At 40.8% G+C, this 19,683-nt stretch carries 20 protein-coding genes, 6 tRNA genes and 1 pseudogene; 4 read left to right on the forward strand and 23 right to left on the reverse strand.

Annotated elements, in window-relative coordinates:
- Window positions 1-199 precede the first annotated feature (199 nt).
- Together OCV60_RS06360 and OCV60_RS06365 are read left to right on the forward strand one after the other, a co-directional pair.
- Window positions 200-1,492 (forward strand): HlyC/CorC family transporter, encoded by a 1,293-nt coding sequence (locus tag OCV60_RS06360; protein WP_021943510.1) that lies wholly within the window; start codon window positions 200-202, stop codon window positions 1,490-1,492.
- Window positions 1,493-1,729: 237 nt separating this feature from the next.
- On the forward strand, window positions 1,730-2,497 hold the full coding sequence (locus tag OCV60_RS06365; RefSeq protein ID WP_262529811.1) for a DUF1836 domain-containing protein: 768 nt from the start codon (window positions 1,730-1,732) through the stop codon (window positions 2,495-2,497).
- 248 nt (window positions 2,498-2,745) lie between these two features.
- Here OCV60_RS06365 and OCV60_RS06370 read toward each other — a convergent pair.
- From OCV60_RS06370 to OCV60_RS06385, 5 genes and pseudogenes are all read right to left on the reverse strand, one after another.
- Window positions 2,746-3,330 (reverse strand): annotated as a pseudogene (locus tag OCV60_RS06370) (glycosyl hydrolase 53 family protein).
- Window positions 3,273-3,560 (reverse strand): glycosyl hydrolase 53 family protein, encoded by a 288-nt coding sequence (locus OCV60_RS12935; protein ID WP_317258978.1) that lies wholly within the window; start codon window positions 3,558-3,560, stop codon window positions 3,273-3,275. Before OCV60_RS12935 ends, OCV60_RS06370 begins: the two are co-directional and overlap by 58 nt.
- A 142-nt stretch (window positions 3,561-3,702) precedes the next feature.
- A complete protein-coding gene (locus OCV60_RS06375) occupies window positions 3,703-4,416 on the reverse strand; it encodes a beta-galactosidase (protein WP_262529813.1) in 714 nt (237 codons plus the stop codon).
- A gap of 95 nt (window positions 4,417-4,511) precedes the next feature.
- Window positions 4,512-4,682, reverse strand: a complete 171-nt coding sequence (locus OCV60_RS06380) for a hypothetical protein (protein WP_262529815.1) — start codon at window positions 4,680-4,682, stop codon at window positions 4,512-4,514.
- 185 nt (window positions 4,683-4,867) lie between these two features.
- A complete protein-coding gene (locus OCV60_RS06385; RefSeq protein WP_262529818.1) occupies window positions 4,868-5,872 on the reverse strand; it encodes a LacI family DNA-binding transcriptional regulator in 1,005 nt (334 codons plus the stop codon).
- Window positions 5,873-6,137: 265 nt separating this feature from the next.
- Here OCV60_RS06385 and OCV60_RS06390 point away from each other — a divergent pair, with 265 nt between their 5' ends.
- Both OCV60_RS06390 and galT read left to right on the forward strand, forming a co-directional pair.
- Window positions 6,138-7,418: a galactokinase gene (locus OCV60_RS06390; RefSeq protein WP_262529821.1), complete on the forward strand. Its 1,281-nt coding sequence runs from the start codon at window positions 6,138-6,140 to the stop codon at window positions 7,416-7,418.
- 193 nt (window positions 7,419-7,611) lie between these two features.
- Complete coding sequence (galT, locus tag OCV60_RS06395) at window positions 7,612-9,099, forward strand: UDP-glucose--hexose-1-phosphate uridylyltransferase (protein ID WP_262529823.1); 1,488 nt, start codon at window positions 7,612-7,614, stop codon at window positions 9,097-9,099.
- Window positions 9,100-9,228: 129 nt separating this feature from the next.
- On the opposite strand, the gene OCV60_RS06400 is transcribed toward galT, so the two are convergent.
- The 18 genes from OCV60_RS06400 to OCV60_RS06485 all read right to left on the reverse strand — a co-directional run bounded on the left by OCV60_RS06400 (window position 9,229) and on the right by OCV60_RS06485 (window position 19,475).
- Window positions 9,229-9,540, reverse strand: coding sequence for a YerC/YecD family TrpR-related protein (locus OCV60_RS06400; protein ID WP_008401229.1), 312 nt, complete (start codon window positions 9,538-9,540; stop codon window positions 9,229-9,231).
- Between the two features lie 102 nt (window positions 9,541-9,642).
- Window positions 9,643-11,109 carry an alpha-amylase gene (locus OCV60_RS06405; RefSeq protein WP_262529827.1) on the reverse strand — a complete coding sequence of 489 codons (1,467 nt, stop codon included), beginning with the start codon at window positions 11,107-11,109 and terminating at the stop codon, window positions 9,643-9,645.
- Between the two features lie 41 nt (window positions 11,110-11,150).
- Window positions 11,151-12,368, reverse strand: a complete 1,218-nt coding sequence (locus OCV60_RS06410; RefSeq protein WP_021943519.1) for an LL-diaminopimelate aminotransferase — start codon at window positions 12,366-12,368, stop codon at window positions 11,151-11,153.
- Window positions 12,369-12,379: 11 nt separating this feature from the next.
- A complete protein-coding gene (gene dapF, locus OCV60_RS06415) occupies window positions 12,380-13,216 on the reverse strand; it encodes a diaminopimelate epimerase (RefSeq protein ID WP_117785185.1) in 837 nt (278 codons plus the stop codon).
- A 12-nt stretch (window positions 13,217-13,228) separates the two neighbouring features.
- Entirely contained in the window at window positions 13,229-13,780 is a 552-nt protein-coding gene (locus OCV60_RS06420; protein WP_021943521.1) for an ANTAR domain-containing response regulator, read from the reverse strand.
- Window positions 13,781-13,931: 151 nt separating this feature from the next.
- Window positions 13,932-15,263 carry a type I glutamate--ammonia ligase gene (glnA, locus tag OCV60_RS06425; RefSeq protein ID WP_117785186.1) on the reverse strand — a complete coding sequence of 444 codons (1,332 nt, stop codon included), beginning with the start codon at window positions 15,261-15,263 and terminating at the stop codon, window positions 13,932-13,934.
- A gap of 219 nt (window positions 15,264-15,482) precedes the next feature.
- Complete coding sequence (locus OCV60_RS06430; protein WP_117785187.1) at window positions 15,483-16,295, reverse strand: ABC transporter permease; 813 nt, start codon at window positions 16,293-16,295, stop codon at window positions 15,483-15,485.
- 175 nt (window positions 16,296-16,470) lie between these two features.
- On the reverse strand, window positions 16,471-17,181 hold the full coding sequence (locus OCV60_RS06435) for an ABC transporter ATP-binding protein (protein WP_181985723.1): 711 nt from the start codon (window positions 17,179-17,181) through the stop codon (window positions 16,471-16,473).
- Between the two features lie 306 nt (window positions 17,182-17,487).
- The gene (gene rpsR, locus OCV60_RS06440) at window positions 17,488-17,751 is read right to left on the reverse strand and encodes a 30S ribosomal protein S18 (RefSeq protein WP_008401221.1); all 264 of its coding nucleotides are present in this window, start codon (window positions 17,749-17,751) and stop codon (window positions 17,488-17,490) included.
- 17 nt (window positions 17,752-17,768) lie between these two features.
- Window positions 17,769-18,209 (reverse strand): single-stranded DNA-binding protein, encoded by a 441-nt coding sequence (locus OCV60_RS06445; protein ID WP_008401219.1) that lies wholly within the window; start codon window positions 18,207-18,209, stop codon window positions 17,769-17,771.
- Between the two features lie 15 nt (window positions 18,210-18,224).
- On the reverse strand, window positions 18,225-18,515 hold the full coding sequence (gene rpsF, locus OCV60_RS06450) for a 30S ribosomal protein S6 (RefSeq protein ID WP_008401218.1): 291 nt from the start codon (window positions 18,513-18,515) through the stop codon (window positions 18,225-18,227).
- A 154-nt stretch (window positions 18,516-18,669) separates the two neighbouring features.
- On the reverse strand, window positions 18,670-18,846 hold the full coding sequence (locus OCV60_RS06455; protein ID WP_117785189.1) for a DUF951 domain-containing protein: 177 nt from the start codon (window positions 18,844-18,846) through the stop codon (window positions 18,670-18,672).
- A gap of 105 nt (window positions 18,847-18,951) precedes the next feature.
- Window positions 18,952-19,024, reverse strand: a tRNA-Phe gene (locus OCV60_RS06460).
- Window positions 19,025-19,038: 14 nt separating this feature from the next.
- A tRNA-Met gene (locus OCV60_RS06465) sits at window positions 19,039-19,112 on the reverse strand.
- Window positions 19,113-19,130: 18 nt separating this feature from the next.
- Window positions 19,131-19,212 (reverse strand) — tRNA-Tyr (locus tag OCV60_RS06470).
- A 21-nt stretch (window positions 19,213-19,233) separates the two neighbouring features.
- Window positions 19,234-19,306, reverse strand: a tRNA-Thr gene (locus OCV60_RS06475).
- A 13-nt stretch (window positions 19,307-19,319) separates the two neighbouring features.
- Window positions 19,320-19,391, reverse strand: a tRNA-Glu gene (locus tag OCV60_RS06480).
- Window positions 19,392-19,403: 12 nt separating this feature from the next.
- A tRNA-Asn gene (locus OCV60_RS06485) sits at window positions 19,404-19,475 on the reverse strand.
- Window positions 19,476-19,683: the final 208 nt, after the last annotated feature.

A 19,683-nucleotide genomic window follows, 5' to 3' on the forward strand; every position in this document is an offset into this window, starting at 1 on the left:
TCAGGCAATGATATCTGCATAACTGTCTATTATCATCTACATGCATTAGTATCTGCATCTTCTCCGTCATTTATTCCGAACATTACCGGATAGTGTAATGTTTATGTAAAACCATCATTTCTTAGCCGTTCTGTTCTTGACAAGATTTCCGCTATTCTGTACAATCAAAAGCAAAAATATTTTTAGGAGATGATCTTTTTTGCACCCCAGTACAATTATCCAGTTATTTACAATTATTCTATTGATCCTGTTGTCGGCATTCTTTTCTTCTGCCGAAACAGCTCTTACAACGGTCAATAAATTCACTCTGCGTTCAATGGCTGACAATGGGAACAAACGTGCTGCCAGAGTTCTTAAACTGATCTCTAACAGTGACAAACTAATCAGCACAATATTAATAGGTAATAACATCGTGAATATTTCAGCTTCCGCTCTTGCAACAACACTTACCACTAATTTATTTGGAAGCAAGGCAGTCGGAATCGCAACAGGAATCCTCACCCTTTTGATCCTGTTATTTGGTGAGATCACACCGAAAACGCTTGCCCAAAATAACAGTGTTAAAATGTCAATACTTTATGTGGACGTCGTACGGTTTCTGGTATATATCTTTACCCCATTTGTATTCATTATAAACAAGATCTCTCATGTTATTTTCTGGATCTTACGAATGGATACAAACGAAAGTGCCAAATCCATCACCGAAGATGAGCTGATCACTATGGTAAATGTCAGCGAGGAAGAAGGCGTTATCGAGAACAAAGAAAAGGAAATGATCACAAACGTAGTGGACTTCGGAGATTCCCGTGTACGTGATATTATGATTCCCCGTGCCGATGTGACCATGGTTCCTGTTACTGCTTCTTATGATGAACTGCTGAAGCAGTATATGGAGGTTCCTTACACCAGACTTCCTGTTTATAAGGATTCCCGTGATAATGTCATCGGTATTCTGCATGTAAAAGATCTGTTCTTTTATAAAGCGACCCATGACATCAACAATTTTGATGTTGCAAAAATCATTCGTGAACCACTCTATGTGTATGAATTCCAGAAAACAAATGATCTTCTGACCAATATGAAATCCAGCTCCAACTCCATCGGTATCGTGCTGGATGAATACGGTGTCAGTGTCGGCCTGATCTCCATGGAAGATCTGATTGAAGAGATCATCGGCGATATCAAGGATGAATACGACGATGCAGAACATAATAACATCGTAAAAATAGATGATACACACTACAGCATCGATGGTGGTATCAAGCTTGATGACTTAAACGATGCTCTGGATCTGGATATCGAATCCGAAGATTACGATTCCATCGGTGGCTATATCATTCAGTTATTAGATCACCTTCCTGCGGTCGGTGATACTGCATCCGACGGAGTGATCTCCTGTAAAGTCACAAAACTAGATAAAAAACGTGTATCCAGAGTTCTTCTTGAAATCCTGCCACAGCCAGATACCGACAATGATGACGACAACGAATAATAAAGTCTTGCCTTATATAACTTTTACCTGTACTAAAATGCCGGTATCGTGCAGGTATACAGATACCAACATAATTCTGAATTTATAAAAATTCTGGCAAAACGCTTGTGTTGTGGTTTTTATTCCTATATAATAGAATACTAAGGTTATAAAGTCCTGTATTTCATATCATTTACATGAAAACAGGACTTTCCTATAGAATTCATACAGATTTGGTTATGTTTGGGAGAGATTCTAATGAATAAAAATATTACTCGCAGAAAAAAACTATTACAGATTGCAACTTCTCTAAGTTACATCGATCCGGATGAGATACCTGAAATCGATCTATATATGGATCAGCTAACAACCTTTATGGAGGATAAGCTGAACGCTAATAAGCGAAGTGAAGATGACAAGACCATGACAAAGACCATGATCAACAATTATACAAAAAACAACCTTCTCCCGCCCCCCGACAAGAAGCGTTACTCCAAGGATCATCTGATCATGCTGTTGTATATTTACTACCTCAAGAACTTTGTAAGTATCACTGATATCCAGACACTTCTTGCCCCGATGAACAACAACGACTGCTATAACGGCGAGTCCCCGGTCAATATCGAAGAGGTCTACCGCAAATTATTCAATTATGAGATTGATAACTATAACGATATTATCAAGAGCATTTTATCTACCTATGATAAGGCATCCGATATGTATGATCCGGAAACAGACGCTTATCTTCATGATATGTGTATGGTATCTATGTTGTCAGTTGATGTCTATGTTAAGAAGAAATGTATCGAACATCTGATTGATGATATGCATTCCGTTCAGGAACAAACATTAAAGCAGAATGCACAGAAGGCAAAAACTGCCGAGAAAACAAAGAGCACCGAGAAAGTTACCGTAACCGGCAAGGCAAAAACTGCCGAAAAGGTTACTGCAAACAGCAAAACGAAAGCTACGGAAAATACCAAAGCAAACAGAACAACGACCGGCAGTAAAAAAAGCGGACGCTAAAGACAGCACCAAAGAATAAAAGCACGAACTTACCAGCAAAATAGATCCTTTGCACTAAATAAATACCGTTTTTCGGAAACAGACATTTCTGTTCCGAAATAACAAAAGGCTGAACGTCTTGCACAAAAATGTACAGAACATTCAGCCTTTTATTATATTTAAATCCACAACAGAAATCTTGAATTTTCCATACCTGTCATATCATTTTTCTTGCTACTAAGCAATTGATATTTTTATCATTTACAATTTTACCTGTTAAAATCACGGATCACAGCAAGTGCAGGCAGGGCATTTCCATCATAATCGAACAACGCCTGATTCGCCCACTCATTTCCTCCCGGTCCTTTTTCTCCGGTATATGCAAGTGCTGCTTCTGTCGCCCAACCACATCCCGAAACCGGAATCCATGAAGGTTCCCAGTAATAGAAGCCTTCTCCACCCGGAATATCTGCGATTAGTTTCATAAGATCTTTCATAAATGAAGCCTGTCCTTCCTTTGTCATCGGATAATTCAGCTTCTATACAAGCTCCGGCTTTGTCGCCATTCCTTTTAACTGATCCAGCGTTTTACCCTCGCGATCACGATAATCTTCCATCGTGCCGTGCCAGAACGGATAATAAGACAAACCTATAATGTCAAATGGTTCTGCTCGCTTTGTAAATTCGTCGAACCACTCCACATACATCTCATTAAAGCCACCATTGTCCAGATGGATCATGATCGGAATATCCGCCTGAATCTCTCTCACTGCACGGATTCCTGCATTCAGATACTTTACGATCCGGTCAAACTCCGGTTTCTTACCGCTTGGCCAGAGCAGACCATTTGATATTTTTTTGCACGCCCGGCAAGAATAATCACTTTATTCAAACCATTCGTCTCTGCACCATATAGAGTACCATCCGGCGCATATGGATCATTCCAAAGCCTTAACCTCACGGAATTTGTACCATATGCTTTCAAAATAGCAAATAAATCCTGTTCTACACCATTATCATAATACTTCGCACCACAGACTTCTTCCTCCAGCAGGGTGGAAATATCCATTCCTTTTATAAACATAACATCCTCCTTTTAATACAGCTTCTGCCTATATATCTTTCAAAAATCAACTCCATACTTCCGCAGCCTGCTTTTACAGTTTTTTCTGCAGTCCTGCATTTATTAGACATCTTTTACGGAGCAGTACTGATGATCTTTTAATTTATATTTTCCCTTTTATAATCATCACATTTTTTGCATCAACAGAGATTTTTCCGTTTACAACCTGTCCACTCAGAAGTTCTGTCCCATTCACATTCAGAAGTTCTGCCACCACATCGCCCTCATTGATATAAAAGGCATAACGGTATGTATCCGTATAACGCTCATGATATTCCACGTTCTCAGGCAGTTCCTTTATCCGGATTCCGGCATTTGTAATCAACTCTTTGATCAGTTCTGTCATTGATACCTGATCCAGTCTGCAATCCGTATAATATGCCCATCCGACTCCGGTCTGTTTTCTGGTTGTTGCCGCTTCCCCTGCATGGAAATCCTCCACATAAGTTCCAAGAATCTCTGCATCTTGCACCCGGATTTGTTCTGCATAATCTTTTACAGTTTCCTGTTTTTTATTTGAAAACGTCACATAATTCTTACCATTTGGATAATATGTATCCAGTTCCTCTATCGTTACACCAAACAATTCATTTAAACCACTTCCCGGGAAACCGCCCAGATAACAGAGTGTGTTATAGTCATGCCAGTTCACAAGTCCCGGAGCACTCTCCATCAGCATAAACGGACGATCCTTTTTCATTGAGCGCATCACTGCATGGTCAAATGCACTTCTTGTAAATGTATCTGTTAAGCTCTCATAATCATTATGAAATCTCGGATAGGAATCCCACGAGATCACATCTAGCTTGTCTGTCATCTTCCAGCAAACATTGATTCTACATTTTTCATTTTCATAACTTCTACCTCTTATCTTTCTTTTATATTCAGCGCGGATGCGCCACCCTACAAACTTTAATTATATTTATCCAAAGAAAAAAATTCTCTCGTAGCTAACATATAGCACCATATAGATCCATCTTTAACCCTTATAAAATATGCTTTTTTCTTCTGGTCATGATTCCAGCTCACAATCTCATCATCATCGATAGTTACTGTTATTCCTTTGTTCATTACAAATTCCATAAAAACCCACCTTTCTCTACCCCCTATTATTTTACTAATCCTTTTTATAGCGGAGCGCATCGACCTTTGACACGCTCCAAGAAAAAGGATGGGAACTCATGCGTTGAGAGGGGGAAAACAATGCATAAAAAAAAGTAAGTACAACACACAATTCATGTGTTGCACTTACTTTACAACGAATAATTTTATTTTTCTGTGTATTCCATACAGGATTCCCTGACGACCAGATTACATGGAATCTCCGCCTTTAACGGGGTACGGATACTAAGGTTTGATGCCGCATAGATCAGATTAGCACCATGCTGTCCCATATCATATGCCGGAGCATTTACCGTTGTAAGTGCAGGAACTGTATATTCACTAAGCTCTGTATTATTAAAGCCAACAAGTGATATATCCTCCGGCACTTCCATGTCCGCTTCCTTGAATGCCTTTAATGCTCCTACTGCAAGAGCGTCACTGGCTGCAAAGATTGCTGTCGGATGTTCTTCAGAAGTTGCGATCACCTTACCCATCTCATAACCGGAGAATGTATTGAAGCTTCCCTCATACAGATATTTCTCGTATGGAAGATTCTTTTCTTTCATATATGCAATGTATTCTTCCAGTCTTGGATCAACCAGAAGCTCATGATTTCCCACATACTCTTTACCACCCATAAATCCAATCTTGCGATGTCCCAGATGGTACAGATAATCAAGCGCATCCCTTACTGCCTGTTTAAAGTCCATCGTTAGAGAAGTAATATTATAATGCTCCACCCTCATATCCAGAAATACAATATTACTGCATATCTCTATAAATGATTTTACTTCCTCCTGCGCAAACTTACCCAGGCAGATAATTCCATCACAACCACGCAGCATGTCCAGATAGTTGCTGTCATTCCGAAATACCCGAACCAGTTCAATCGACTGGCTGATACAGAAATCCTCGATTCCCTTTCTTGCGGACAGATAATAGCTATCTTTCATCTCATCCTCTGCTGAAAACCAAAGCACAAGCCCAAGCTGGAATGATTTCTTTAATCTGGCTGACTTTTTCTTTGTATAATGCAATTCTTTCGCTGTCCGAAGGACTCTTTCCTTTGTCTCCGGTAAAACATTTAATGTCGGATCATCGTTCAAAATTCTTGAAACTGTAGCCGGTGACACATTTGCCTGTCTCGCAATATCCTTGATTGTCGTCATAATATACCTCTTTACTCCATATTTATTGGATAAATTTACTATATTTTTACTAACCTAGTGTAACAGATTTTTTTTTATTTTTCAATTACTTTTTCGGTAAATCTTTACTAAAGTGTTGTTGACATTTTACTAAACATATGTTATCCTGTCACTATAAAGAACAAACAGACTTAGAAAAACAGACACATCTATACAAGTAAACACATTTACGCACCGTACAGATGTAAGCACATCAATTATCATGTATGATCAGGAGGATAAACATATGAAACATGCATCTGAATTAATAAAAAACTTTGAATCAGAACAGTACAATGAATTATTAACCGATATCTATGTCGATGAGCATCTGCTCGCTTATCAGAATGGCAGATATATCGCCGCTCTTCAGAAATTCATCAAAGATTTCGGAGACACAGAGGTATCTATCTTCTCCGCTCCGGGTAGAAGTGAAGTAGGCGGAAATCATACTGATCATCAGCACGGTCAGGTACTTGCCGCATCTATCAATCTGGATGCGATTGCCATCGTTGCAAAGACTTCCGATGATAAGATCCAGGTTATCTCAGACGGATATGATCTCATTACAATCGACGCATCCGACCTTTCTCTTGTAGAAAGTGAAAAAGAAACAACAACGGCTCTGATCAAGGGTGTTGCTGCCGGATTAAAGGAACACGGACACGCTGTCGGCGGCTTCAAAGCATATATCACCAGTGATGTACTGATTGGTGCCGGTCTTTCATCTTCTGCAGCATTCGAAACAATCATCGGAACCATCTTGTCGGGACTTTATAATAATGGTTCCGTATCTGCAATCGAGATCGCGATCATCGGCCAGTATGCAGAAAATGTATACTTCGGAAAACCTTGCGGCCTGATGGATCAGATGGCATCTTCCGTCGGAAATCTTGTACATATCGACTTTGCAGATCCAGCCGATCCTATTGTTGAAAAGATCGACTTTGATATGGCAAAGAGCGGTTACAGTCTCTGTATCACTGATACAAAGGGCTCTCATGTAGATCTGACTGCTGACTATGCTGCAGTTCCTGCCGAGATGTGTGCCGTTGCGGAGATGCTTGGCAAACCGGTATTAAACGAATTAAGCGAACAGGATATTATCGACCACATGGCTGACATCCGCACCAAACTCGGCGACCGTTACCTGCTTCGTGCCCTTCACTATTTTGAAGAAGTAAAACGGGTAGAAATTCAGGTTGCTTCCCTGACAAAGGGTGATATGCCTGCATTCCTTGCAGCGGTTAAAGCATCCGGTGATTCTTCTTTCAAATATTTGCAGAACGTATATACGAATAAAGATATTCAGGCTCAGAATGTATCTGTTGCTCTGGCTGTCAGTGATATCACACTTGGAAGTCACGGAGTCAGCCGTGTTCACGGCGGTGGATTTGCCGGAACTATTCAGGCATTTGTAGAAAACGATACTGTTGAGACGTATCGCCAGGCTATGGATCACGTATTTGGCGGAGGCTCCTGCCATGTACTGAAGATCCGTAAATACGGCGGTATGCAGGTACTGTAAAACAGACAACATGATATAATGAATGCAAAATCACTTGCTTGCAAGGGGCTGATTTTGCGAAATGCATTGAATGCGCGAAGCACATGATATAATGAACGCAAAATTATTTGCTCGCAAGGATGCTGATTTTGCGGAATGCATTGAGTGAGCTATGCTCACGATATAATAACAAATTTTATGGGAGGTTATGACTATGATAGAAACATATATCAAAGAATTGGTTACTTATGGTTTAAACAAAGGACTTGTAGATCCTGCAGACGAAATATATGTTACAAACCGTCTGCTAGAGTTATTCGACGTTCAGGAATACAACGAACCGGCTGAGATTCCATCCCGTCCGCTCGTTGATATCTTAAACGATATGTTAGATTATGCATACCAGCACAAGCTGATGGAGGATGACACGATCACAAACCGTGATCTTTTCGATACAAAGATTATGGGTATGCTCACTCCTGCTCCATCTGTTGTACGGAAAATATTTGCTGATAAATATGCCGTATCCCCAAAGGAAGCAACGAATTATTATTATGCTTTCAGTAAGGCTACAAACTATATTCGTGAAGATCGTATCGCAAAGGATGAAAAATGGATTACGGAAACGGAATACGGTCCGATTGATATTACGATCAACCTGTCCAAGCCGGAGAAAGACCCAAGAGATATCGCGAAAGCAGGAAAGGCAAAGAAATCCGGTTATCCAGCCTGTCTGCTCTGCCGTGAAAACGAAGGTTATGCCGGACATTTCTCACATCCTGCCAGACAGAACCACAGGATCATTCCTATTACCTTAGATGGACAGGCATATTACTTACAGTACTCCCCTTATGTGTACTACAACGAGCACTGTATTATCTTTAATGCAAATCACACACCAATGAAGATTGACCACGCTGCGTTTGTAAAGCTACTTGATTTTGTCCGGTTGTTCCCTCACTATACAGCCGGCTCCAACGCAGATCTTCCGATCGTTGGCGGTTCCATTTTAAGCCATGACCATTTTCAGGGTGGCGGCTATACATTTGCAATGGCAAAGGCTCCATATGAATCAAACTTTACTTTACCTGGTTACGAAGACCTGACAGCCGGTATCGTCAAATGGCCTATGTCTGTTATCCGTCTTCAGGGTTCTGATCCTGCACGTATCGCAGATGCAGCAGATCACATCCTGACAGCATGGAGAAATTACACAGACGAAGCTGCATATATCTACGCTTACACAGACGATACTCCACATAACACGATTACTCCGATCGCAAGAATGCATGGAGATCTGTTCGAACTGGATCTGGTACTTCGTAACAACATCACAACCGAAGAATGTCCGATGGGGCTCTACCACCCACACAGCCAGTATCATCATATTAAGAAGGAAAATATCGGTCTGATCGAGGTTATGGGTCTGGCTGTTCTTCCTGCAAGATTAAAAGGTGAAATGTCAGAGCTTGAGGATGCAATCTTAAATCACAAGGACATCCGTGCAAATGAAGCTATCGAAAAACATGCAGACTGGGTTGATGAATGGATTGGAAATTATGACATTACTCCGGAAAATATCCATGGAATCATCCAGAACGAGATCGGCAAGGTATTCTCAAAAGTTCTGGAATGCTCCGGTGTATACAAAAATACCACCGAAGGCAGAGAAGCCTTCATGCGCTTTGTAAATACCCTTTAATCCCCGCTTCGCTTCCTAATACCAAATATATAGGGGATTTTCTTCCCGCATAGTAGGGCAAAAGACAAAAATCCTCCGGGAATGGATCAAGTTGATCCATTCCCGGAGGATTTCCTGTTTTATATGTTGTTATTCTGAATCTTTCTTTTCTTTATCCAGATTCATTCTGCTGAATACAAGTTCATAACCATCTTTACCATAATTAAGAGATCTGTTCACTCTGCTGATTGTTGCTGTCGATGCACCGGTCTTCTCGGCAACTTCCAGATAAGTATTATCTTCCTTTAACATCTTCGCAACCGCAAATCTCTGGGCTATGGACAGCAATTCATTTACCGTACAAACATCTTCAAAGAAATTAAAACATTCCTCCTCTGTCTCCAATGTCAGTATTGCTTCAAACAGATCACGGACTGCTTCTGTATGTACTGTCTTTCCCATAACTCATACTCCTTTGCCACTTTTATGCTGTGAAAATCCGGATCATCCTCAGACTTTCATGCACTTTTACAATCTAAAGTATTAATATGATAACTCAATTTCTTATAATTTGCAATCTTTTTTGATCCAGATTGCAATTCCCTGACGGTTTACATAAAATTCGCCGCAGCCCTCTTCATCGATACGGATATCATACTTTGCATTTCCCATTACATCTGCGAAATGACAGCCTGCAAACTGTCTTCCGACATACATGCGCTTTGTTCCGCCGGTTCCATCTGACATAATAACTGCCAGACCGGAATTCTCATGCTCTGTATCTCCTTCTCTGGTGAAGCCGACAACATCCGGATGATCAAAGTAGTCATGCTGTGTTCCGTATGCATATTTCTTACGAAGCTTTAACAACTTGTTCATGATTGTCTTTCTGGACTTGATCTTAGCCGCAGGAATGCCTTCATAATCACCCATGAACATACATGGATATCCCTGTTCTCTTAATAAAATGATCGCATATGCCAGTGGTTTAAACCACTCTGCTACAGCAGATTCCAGCACACCGCCCGGCTGTGATTCATGATTCTCTACAAATGTAACTGCCTTTGCAGGATTACTCATCATCATGGAACCATCCAGTAACCGGCTCAGATCATATTCTCCTTCTGCAACGGATGCATCATGGAAACTGAAATGCAGCGGCACATCAAACATAGATGGCTGATTGTCCGCAGACGCGATATAATCATTGATATAATCACATCTCCAGTGCCAGAAGTCACCTACCGTAAAGATCTCTTTTTCTTCTTCTCCGGCATTCGACGCAGCTTCTGCAAAGTCTCTGATGAACCATCCCGGAATCTTCTCTGCTTCCTGGAAACGGAATCCGTCCACTCCGGTCACATCCTCATACCACTTCGCCCATGCCATTAATTCATCATATACTTCCTGATTGTACAGATCCAGCTCACTGCCTATGATATAATCATATTTGCTGAGCTTGTATTTCTTCTCTGCTTCCGTCTCTGTCATACCAGACAGTTCGCAGACACGTCTCTTAAAATCATCCTGCTGCCAGTCAATCCCTGCAAAATGATTCCAGTTCCATTTGAACTTGGAATACTTACTCTTTCTGCCCGGGAAGGTGAACTTCGACAAGGCTCCAACTATCTTTTTATTACCAATCATCTGCGGAATATCCTTGGCATTAAAATCTGCTGCCGTAATCTTCTCCACAGAATCTGCGCCTAACTTCTGTCTGACTGCGATATCTGCATATACATTGATTCCCTGTGCCTTCATTGCATCGATTGCTTCCAGATATTCTTTCTTTGTACCATATCTGGTTCCAACCGAACCCTTCTGATTAAATTCACCCAGATCATACAGATCATATGGCGCATAGCCCCTGTCATCTTTTCCCGCTGCCCCTTTGGTTGCAGGTGGAAACCATACAGCAGTTGCACCGAGCTTTTTCAATGTCGCTGCATCCTTTGCCGCTTTCGCCCATAATGTCTGATCAGCCGGTGTATTTGCATTAAAATACTGCACCAGCAGTCCATTATCTTTCATCTTGCTACCTCCACGATTATATAGTTAATTGCACCCCGCTATTATAACGCTTTAATTCTCTCGATTGCTTCTACTGTATTCTCATATGTACCAAATGCTGTCAGTCTGAAATATCCTTCACCACTCGGTCCAAAGCCTGAGCCCGGTGTACCTACGACATTTGCATTTGCAAGCAGATAATCAAAGAACTCCCATGAAGTCATCTTATCCGGTGTCTTTAACCAAATATATGGTGCATTCACACCGCCGGATACGGAATAGCCTGCTGCCTTTAATCCATCATAGATTACCTTCGCATTGTTCATATAATATGCAATCTGTGCCTTTGTCTGTGCTTTACCTTCTTCTGAATATACAGCTTCTCCTGCTGCCTGAACAATATATGGAGCGCCATTAAACTTGGTTCCATGTCTTCTAGCCCATAAACCATGAAGTGCAACACCATTTGCATCCTTCAGATCCTTTGGTACAACTGTAAATCCAAGACGGGTTCCGGTAAATCCTGCATTCTTCGAAAAGCTTCGAAGCTCAATCGCACAGGTTCTTGCACCTTCGCACTCGTAGATAGAATGTGGTACATCGTCTTCACTGATATATGCTTCGTATGCTGCATCATAGACGATCACAGCTCCGATCTTATTTGCGTAGTCAACCCATTCCTGAAGCTGTGCTTTGCTGATGGTCGCTCCTGTCGGATTATTTGGGAAACACAGATAGATAATGTCCGGCTCCTCCTTTGGGAATTCCGGTGCAAATCCATTCTCCTCCAGGCAAGGCATATAGATCACATCGCTCCAGAGTCCGGTCTCTTTATCATAAGTTCCGGTTCTGCCTGCCATTACATTTGAATCTACATAAACAGGATAAACAGGATCACATACAGCAATCTTGCTTTCCGGTGCAAAAATCTCCTGAATATTTGCAGAATCGCTCTTTGCACCATCACTTACAAAGATCTCATCAGCAGAAATATCAACTCCATGGTCAATATAGTCATTCTTTACGATGGTATTTCTTAAGAATTCATATCCAAGATCCGGTGCATAGCCCTTAAATGTCTCTGCTACCGCCATCTCATCTACAGCCGAATGCAGTCTCTCAATAATAGCAGGAGCAAGCGGCTGTGTTACATCTCCAATGCTCAGGCGGATAATCTTCTTATCAGGATGTGCCGCACTGTACTCTCTCTGTTTCTTTGCTACTGTTGAAAATAAATAGCTTCCCGGAAGCTTCAGATAATTCTCATTTGCCTTAAACATGTCATTTCCTCCTAAAATCTGTCAGTCTCGCCGTCAAACACTACCTTGGCCGGACCTGTCATGTATACCTTATTGTTCTCTCTATCAAAACGGATGATCAGATCGCCGCCTAATAATTTTACGGTTACCTCATCATCTGTCTTTCCATTTAATACACATGCAACTGCAGTTGCACATGCTCCGGTTCCGCATGCCAGTGTCTCTCCGGTTCCTCTCTCCCATACACGCATCTTTACGGTATGACGGTCGATCACCTGAACAAACTCCGCATTCACACGGTTCGGAAATACTTCATGATGCTCGAATAACGGACCAGCTTTCTCCAACGGGAAATGTTCTGTATCGCCTACGAACATAACTGCATGTGGATTTCCCATGGATACACAGGTCATATGATAATCCACACCTGCTACTGTGATCTTCTCGTCGATCACCTGCTCTTTATCTGAACGCACAGGCACCTGATCTGCCTTGAGGATCGGCGCACCCATGTCAACTGTTACCATATCAACCTTGCCGTCCTTTATCACAAAATCCAGATATTTGATTCCGGCAAGTGTCTCTACAGATATCGAAGTCTTATCCGTAAGTCCATAATCATATACATACTTTCCTACACAACGGATACCATTTCCACACATCTCAGATCTGGAACCGTCTGCATTATACATATCCATTGTAAAATCTGCTTTATCGGATGGCTTAATCAGGATCACTCCATCACTTCCAACACCAAAATGCCGGTCACTCATGGCAATCGCCAGTTTCTCAGGATTTTCTACCTTCTCTGAAAAACAATTTATGTACACATAATCGTTTCCAAGACCTTCCATCTTTGTAAACTTCATATTCGTGCCTCCTTAAAACAGTGCTGTATGTTCCAGTATCATATATGCCATTTCAACAATATTGATACCATTATCCATGCTCTTTTTCTGCAGATACCGATGAGCGCCCTGCTCATCAAATCCATTATCATTCATTAATTTCAGCTTTGCAGCCTTAATTACCTTTTTTTCATCTTCTGTGCGTTCCTTTGGTTTTGTCTTGCGTTTTTTACGCTCCCACAGAATATTTTCAACCGTCAGTGAAACAGTATTGATAAAATCCTGCGTACGAAGTGGCATCGGCAGGCATGTAATTCCACTTTCTCTACACGCCTCGTAATGCACACGAGATGCAATCACAAGCATATCAAAATAATCCGGTATATTTGCCGCCAACTCCGAAAATAACATATCCGGATACTGGTATCCGCATATAATAAGACCATCATCACACGCATCTGCTGCCTGTGCTGCCTGTGCTCCGGTCGTACATACCTGAGTTACATTGATTCCATGTCGAACCAAAAGATTTTTTATGCTTTTTGCTTCTTCTATCTTTGCAAATAGTACAATTACATTTACCAAAACAACAACCTCTCACCCGACCAGTTTCAGTTCCTTATATTTTCATGGAACAAATTGATTCTATAATATAGCAACACAGGCACCCATAAAATGGGTGTCTGTATTACTCCTTGATGCTTCTTCGGTTTTACTTAAACATACTGGCTTCTGCTCAGACTTTGTAAAGGTAATTGCTGATCTCCCAGTCAGTAACCTGTCTGGTATATTCGTTCCACTCATCTAACTTTGCCGATGTATAACGTGTAAAGATATGCTCACCAAGTGCTTCCTTCATGAAGTCACTGTCTCTCATACATAAAACAGCTTCTCTTAAGTTTGCCGGAAGGCTCTCGATGTGTCTTGCTTTCTTTTCTTCTCTTGTTAATTCAAAGATATTGCTGTCAACACTTGGTACAAGTGTAAGCTGTCTCTTGATTCCGTCTAATCCGGCTTTTAAACATACAGCCATTGCCAGATATGGATTTGCTGTTGGATCCGGGCAACGAAGCTCTACTCTTGTTCCTGCTCCTCTTGCACTTGGGATACGAACCAGCGGGCTTCTGTTTTTTGCTGACCATGCAATATAAATCGGTGCTTCATAACCAGGAACCAGTCTCTTATAAGAGTTTACTAATGGGTTTGTGATTGCTGTCATCTCTCTCATATGTTCCATGATACCTGCAATGAAGTAATATGCTTCCTGACTTAAACCAAGCTTATCATTATCATCTGCAAATATATTTTTGCCATCCTTTGATAAAGACATATTCATATGCATACCGGAACCACATACGCCATACTTTGGTTTTGGCATAAATGTAGCACACAGACCATGCTTCTTGGCAATTGTCTTAACAACGAGCTTAAATGTCTCGATGCTGTCGGCAGTCTTTAATGCCTCGCCATACTTGAAATCTATCTCATGCTGTGCAGGAGCAACCTCATGGTGGGAAGCTTCAATCTCAAATCCCATCTGTTCCAGTGTCAGTACCATATCTCTTCTGGCATTCTCACCGAAATCAAGTGGTCCAAGATCAAAATAGCTTGCACGCTCGTAAGTATTCGTTGTTGGTAAGCCATTCTCATCTGTCTGGAACAGGAAGAACTCACATTCTGGTCCTACGTTCATCATGTAACCCATATCAGCAGCTTCCTTCAATGCCTTCTTCAGAACATATCTTGGATCACCTTCAAATGGAGTGCCATCCGGCTTATAAACATCACAGATCAGTCTAGCAACCTTACCCTGCTGTGGTCTCCAAGGGAAAGTCTCATATGTATCATAATCTGGATATAGATACATATCGGATTCCTCGATTCTTGCAAATCCTTCAATAGAAGAACCATCAAACATAATCTTGTTATCCAGTGCTTTTTCAATCTGACTTGAAGTTATAGCAACATTCTTAAGGTCTCCAAAAATATCTGTAAACTGAAGTCTGATAAACTCTACATCATCTTCTTTTACCATCCTTAAGATATCTGCTTTCGTGTACTTACCCATAATATACTCCTTTTCATTACTTAATGTTGATATAATGCAGCGTCTGGTTATATAAAAGTATTCCACTGTTGCATTCTTTCCTGTGGACAGACTCCATCCACATTAAAGTTCTTAATAATCATAAACGCATCCCTTTATTTTGTCAACGAAAACCACACTTTATCATAAGGCTTATCGGTCAAATATCTTCACATAGCCGGCAGCGTTCATTTTCTGTTTTTATCTTTTTTTCTTTGTAAATACAGTATTGCCAATAAACACCGCAAGCCCGCCATAGCCGACCGCTTCTATCAATCCTGTTATAGTTTCCCGCACAGTAGTATCTGTATGATCGATATAGGCAAACTGTTCGATTGCGGATAAGAGCCAGTACTTGCGGAGAAACACATCTCCATCAGCAAGAATCTGATCCAGACCTGTTATCACTGTTGAGAATAAAAGTACAATAATGAGATTCACTGCAACTGCCATTCCTGCATTTTTTACATTCATCGCAACCGCCATATAGATATAGGAAGAAACTACATACATAACAAGCATTAAAAGAAATACTCGGATAAATCCTGTCACATCCTCGCGTTCGATTGTGCCATGCCAGAATATCGCCCCGGCAATCAACGATACAGCTACATATAAAAGATAACCGATGCCTGCTATCACCGTTGTCGCATACAATTTAGCCATATAAATCTGACATGTCTGATACCCGCGTTCCAACATCAGCGAATAGACACCATTCCGTTTCTCTGCCCCGATCATGATCGTGATCACAATTGCATACAAAATAGAGAGAATCTGCATCAGTGAAACAGCGATTCCTGCACAGTCAAACAGATTTATGTCTGTAAATGCATCCACATCCGTATCATATCCACCCGCTGCTTCCATCAGCTCTCCAGATATCATATGTGTTGCAGCATAAAACAATGCAAATCCAACCAATACCATTCCAATGATCACAATGCATGCAATACGAAATGTCTTATTCTTCCTGATTCTGTAATTCTCTGCACGAATGATCTGATTCATCATTTGTTTCCTGCCTTTCTGTCTTACCTGTTATTTTCTGTACAGCATGTTATTTTAATCTACTAGCCCTGTTGATTTCTCTAATGTATTCTGGTCCTGTCTTTTCTCTTGTTTATTATTCTGATCTGCTATATTTGTTTTATAATTTTACTTGATATTCTACACTTATGCTATTTATTTACATTGTTTTTTGGAATCGTGTAATAATATAATCCTCAACTGCTTCCTCACTGCCTGCCTGCTGAAACAGTTCTTCTCTTGTATATTCCATACAGATCCTGCCATGATCCATAACCAGATACCGATTGCAAAGTTTTACCAATTCACCGATCACATGACTGCTGATCAATATTCCGATTGACCGATCCTCATGCATTGCCCACAGACGTTCTTCCAGATCCTGCATCCCCTGTACATCCAGACCGTTTAACGGCTCATCTAAGATCAAAAGTCTCGGATCACCGAGCATTGCAACCGCTATGCCAAGTCTCTGTTTCATTCCAAGTGAATACCTGCCAGCCAATTTCTTTCCGGCTTCTGCAAGCCCCATCTGGTGCAGCAGGCTCTCATATACTGCTTCATCCTCTACCCCAAATAATCTGCCAAAATATCGAAGATTCTCGATTCCAGACATATCAGTATATATATTTGGATTCTCGATCAGCGTTCCTACGTCCTGCGTTCTTCGTTCTCCTGAAAAACTGATTTCTCCCGAATCAACCGGAATACTTCCTGCAATTGCCCTCATCAGTGTCGTTTTACCTGCTCCATTGCCGCCCAATAACCCAATGATATCCCCTGTCCAGATAGACAATGATACATCATCCAATACTGTACGTTCCTTATATTTTTTTGTAACATGATCTATCTGTACGATCTTCTCTGCCATAAAGGTCTCCTTGCATTCTTTTTGTACTAATCCTTTTTTCATATTGCTAATTATCCATTTATTTTTCATCTAACAATATAACTATACCTTCTATATTTAATAATATCCTTAATCAAAATTTTATCCCAGATGATTCAAGACGTCAATATTGCATTAAATAAGCCAAATGTTGTTTTTCACATAAACACGGAATCTGCATTTGGCTTATTAACATAAACATAAAAAGGATGATTGTGAATCACTTCACAACCATCCTTCATTTTTCAGATTGTATGCACACCCTACGGTGTAACCAATGAATATAGATTAATCTACTACGTATGGTAAAATTGCAATCTGTCTTGCTCTCTTAACTGCTACAGTTAAAGCTCTCTGATGCTTAGCACAGTTACCGGTAATTCTTCTAGGAAGGATCTTACCTCTTTCAGAGATGTATCTCTTTAACTTGTTTGCATCTTTATAATCGATAACAGCAGTCTTATCTGCACAGAATACACATACTTTCTTTCTTCTACGAATATTTCTTCTCTTCATTGGAGCGTCTGCTCTATCTGTCTTTGTATAAGCCATTGTATTTACCTCCTTCTTTACTTGAATGGTAAATCATCCTCTATACCTTCCGGAATACTCATAAAACCTTCTGCACTTGCATTTGCAGGTGAAGGTCTGCCAGCTGGCTGATAACTTCCGCCATCTGATGAAGAACTTCCTTTGCTTTCAGCAAATTCCTGGTCTTCGATAACAACATCTGTTGTATATACTTTGTTTCCATCTTTATTGGTATAACTGCCTGTCTGGATTCTTCCAGTAGCCACGATCTTTGTACCCTGTTTCAGATACTTTTCAGCAAATTCTGCTGAACGGCCAAAAGCAACACAGTTAATAAAATCTGCGGTCTGATCACCATTTCTGTTAAAACGTCTATCTACAGCGAGAGTGTATCTGGCAATTGCCATCTGATCATTCCCCTGAGAATATCTGATCTCTGGATCTCTTGTTAAACGACCCATTAAAATTACTTTATTCATACGGAATTCCTCCTATTACTCAGCGTCTAAACGAACGCAAAGATATCTGAGAACAGGCTCCATGATACGAACATTAGCTTCAAGCTGTGCTGGTACATCAGCTTCTGCATCGAACTGAATGAAGTAATAGTAAGCTTCGCCCATCTTCTGGATTTCATAAGCAAGCTTCTTAAGTCCGCAGTCTTCAACATTAGTGATAGTTGCATTAGCTTTCTCGATGTAAGCCTTTACTTTCTCAACTGCTGCTGTTCTAGCATCCTCATCAATCTTTGCATTAACTACTAAAGTTAACTCATACTTGTTCATGTAATTGCACCTCCTTATGGTCTCTGGCCCATATATGATATATGAGCAAGGAAATATATGATTATTAACACATCACAGAACAAAATAATATCATAAAGGTTCCCATGTTGCAAGAATTTTTTTATTATTTCAATACTTTTTTTCTATTTTATTGCTATTCTATAAAACCTTTAAAATTCTTTTCAACTAATTTTCTCGGTACCATTACCTGATGATCGCACCCTTTACATTTCAAACGAAAATCCATACCAACGCGAAGGATCTCCCATTCATTTGCACCACATGGATGCGGCTTCTTCATCTTAATTATCTGACCAACATTAAACTCCATACTGCACACTCCTTATTTATCAACACCTGAATCTGATTTTCTCTCAGTCTTTTTACAGATAAAAGAAAAAGCTGAAATCGTTATGATTTCAGCTTTTCAAAGTCGTGCCCAAAGCTGGAATCGAACCAGCGACACGAGGATTTTCAGTCCTCTGCTCTACCAACTGAGCTATCTGGGCATATTACATAATAGTAGCGGGGACAGGATTTGAACCTATGACCTTCGGGTTATGAGCCCGACGAGCTTCCAGACTGCTCCACCCCGCGATATAAATAAAAAAGAAATGGGCGGAGGTGGATTCGAACCACCGAAGCATTACGCAGCAGATTTACAGTCTGTCCCCTTTGGCCACTCGGGAATCCACCCATTTTTTGCTTTTCAGCAAAAAGCCGATGATCGGACTCGAACCGATAACCTGCTGATTACAAATCAGCTGCTCTGCCAATTGAGCCACATCGGCATATTAAATTAAATGACCCCAACGAGATTCGAACTCGTGTTACCGCCGTGAAAGGGCGATGTCTTAACCGCTTGACCATGGGGCCTTATAAGATTAGCTCCCCGAGTAGGGCTCGAACCTACAACCCCTCGGTTAACAGCCGAGTGCTCTACCATTGAGCTATCGAGGAATAACACCTGGTATACCACGGCGTACTCATCAAGCCTAACACAGATTCAGGTTGATGTCAATACTTTTTGTTTCATGTACCTTCAGAATTTCATACAGAAAGTCTTACGACTTCATTCTCTCCAATCTCTTCCGCTTATCTTTCGAACCTCTCAGGATAAGTCTTCGACCTATTAGTATCTGTCAGCTGAATGCGTTACCGCACTTAC

The organism is Coprococcus ammoniilyticus (assembly GCF_025567345.1).
Lineage (GTDB): Bacteria > Bacillota > Clostridia > Lachnospirales > Lachnospiraceae > Coprococcus > Coprococcus ammoniilyticus.

What these genes read in the sequence shown, in the direction of transcription:
- OCV60_RS06365 (WP_262529811.1), top strand. Translation starts at nt 1,730, where the DNA reads ATGAATAAAAATATTACTCGCAGAAAAAAACTATTACAGATTGCAACT.
- OCV60_RS12935 (WP_317258978.1), bottom strand. Translation starts at nt 3,560, where the DNA reads ATGTTTATAAAAGGAATGGATATTTCCACCCTGCTGGAGGAAGAAGTC.
- OCV60_RS06375 (WP_262529813.1), bottom strand. Translation starts at nt 4,416, where the DNA reads ATGACAGACAAGCTAGATGTGATCTCGTGGGATTCCTATCCGAGATTT.
- OCV60_RS06380 (WP_262529815.1), bottom strand. Translation starts at nt 4,682, where the DNA reads ATGGAATTTGTAATGAACAAAGGAATAACAGTAACTATCGATGATGAT.
- OCV60_RS06385 (WP_262529818.1), bottom strand. Translation starts at nt 5,872, where the DNA reads ATGACGACAATCAAGGATATTGCGAGACAGGCAAATGTGTCACCGGCT.
- OCV60_RS06390 (WP_262529821.1), top strand. Translation starts at nt 6,138, where the DNA reads ATGAAACATGCATCTGAATTAATAAAAAACTTTGAATCAGAACAGTAC.
- galT (WP_262529823.1), top strand. Translation starts at nt 7,612, where the DNA reads ATGATAGAAACATATATCAAAGAATTGGTTACTTATGGTTTAAACAAA.
- OCV60_RS06400 (WP_008401229.1), bottom strand. Translation starts at nt 9,540, where the DNA reads ATGGGAAAGACAGTACATACAGAAGCAGTCCGTGATCTGTTTGAAGCA.
- OCV60_RS06405 (WP_262529827.1), bottom strand. Translation starts at nt 11,109, where the DNA reads ATGAAAGATAATGGACTGCTGGTGCAGTATTTTAATGCAAATACACCG.
- OCV60_RS06410 (WP_021943519.1), bottom strand. Translation starts at nt 12,368, where the DNA reads ATGTTTAAGGCAAATGAGAATTATCTGAAGCTTCCGGGAAGCTATTTA.
- dapF (WP_117785185.1), bottom strand. Translation starts at nt 13,216, where the DNA reads ATGAAGTTTACAAAGATGGAAGGTCTTGGAAACGATTATGTGTACATA.
- glnA (WP_117785186.1), bottom strand. Translation starts at nt 15,263, where the DNA reads ATGGGTAAGTACACGAAAGCAGATATCTTAAGGATGGTAAAAGAAGAT.
- OCV60_RS06430 (WP_117785187.1), bottom strand. Translation starts at nt 16,295, where the DNA reads ATGATGAATCAGATCATTCGTGCAGAGAATTACAGAATCAGGAAGAAT.
- OCV60_RS06435 (WP_181985723.1), bottom strand. Translation starts at nt 17,181, where the DNA reads ATGGCAGAGAAGATCGTACAGATAGATCATGTTACAAAAAAATATAAG.
- rpsR (WP_008401221.1), bottom strand. Translation starts at nt 17,751, where the DNA reads ATGGCTTATACAAAGACAGATAGAGCAGACGCTCCAATGAAGAGAAGA.
- OCV60_RS06445 (WP_008401219.1), bottom strand. Translation starts at nt 18,209, where the DNA reads ATGAATAAAGTAATTTTAATGGGTCGTTTAACAAGAGATCCAGAGATC.
- rpsF (WP_008401218.1), bottom strand. Translation starts at nt 18,515, where the DNA reads ATGAACAAGTATGAGTTAACTTTAGTAGTTAATGCAAAGATTGATGAG.
- OCV60_RS06455 (WP_117785189.1), bottom strand. Translation starts at nt 18,846, where the DNA reads ATGGAGTTTAATGTTGGTCAGATAATTAAGATGAAGAAGCCGCATCCA.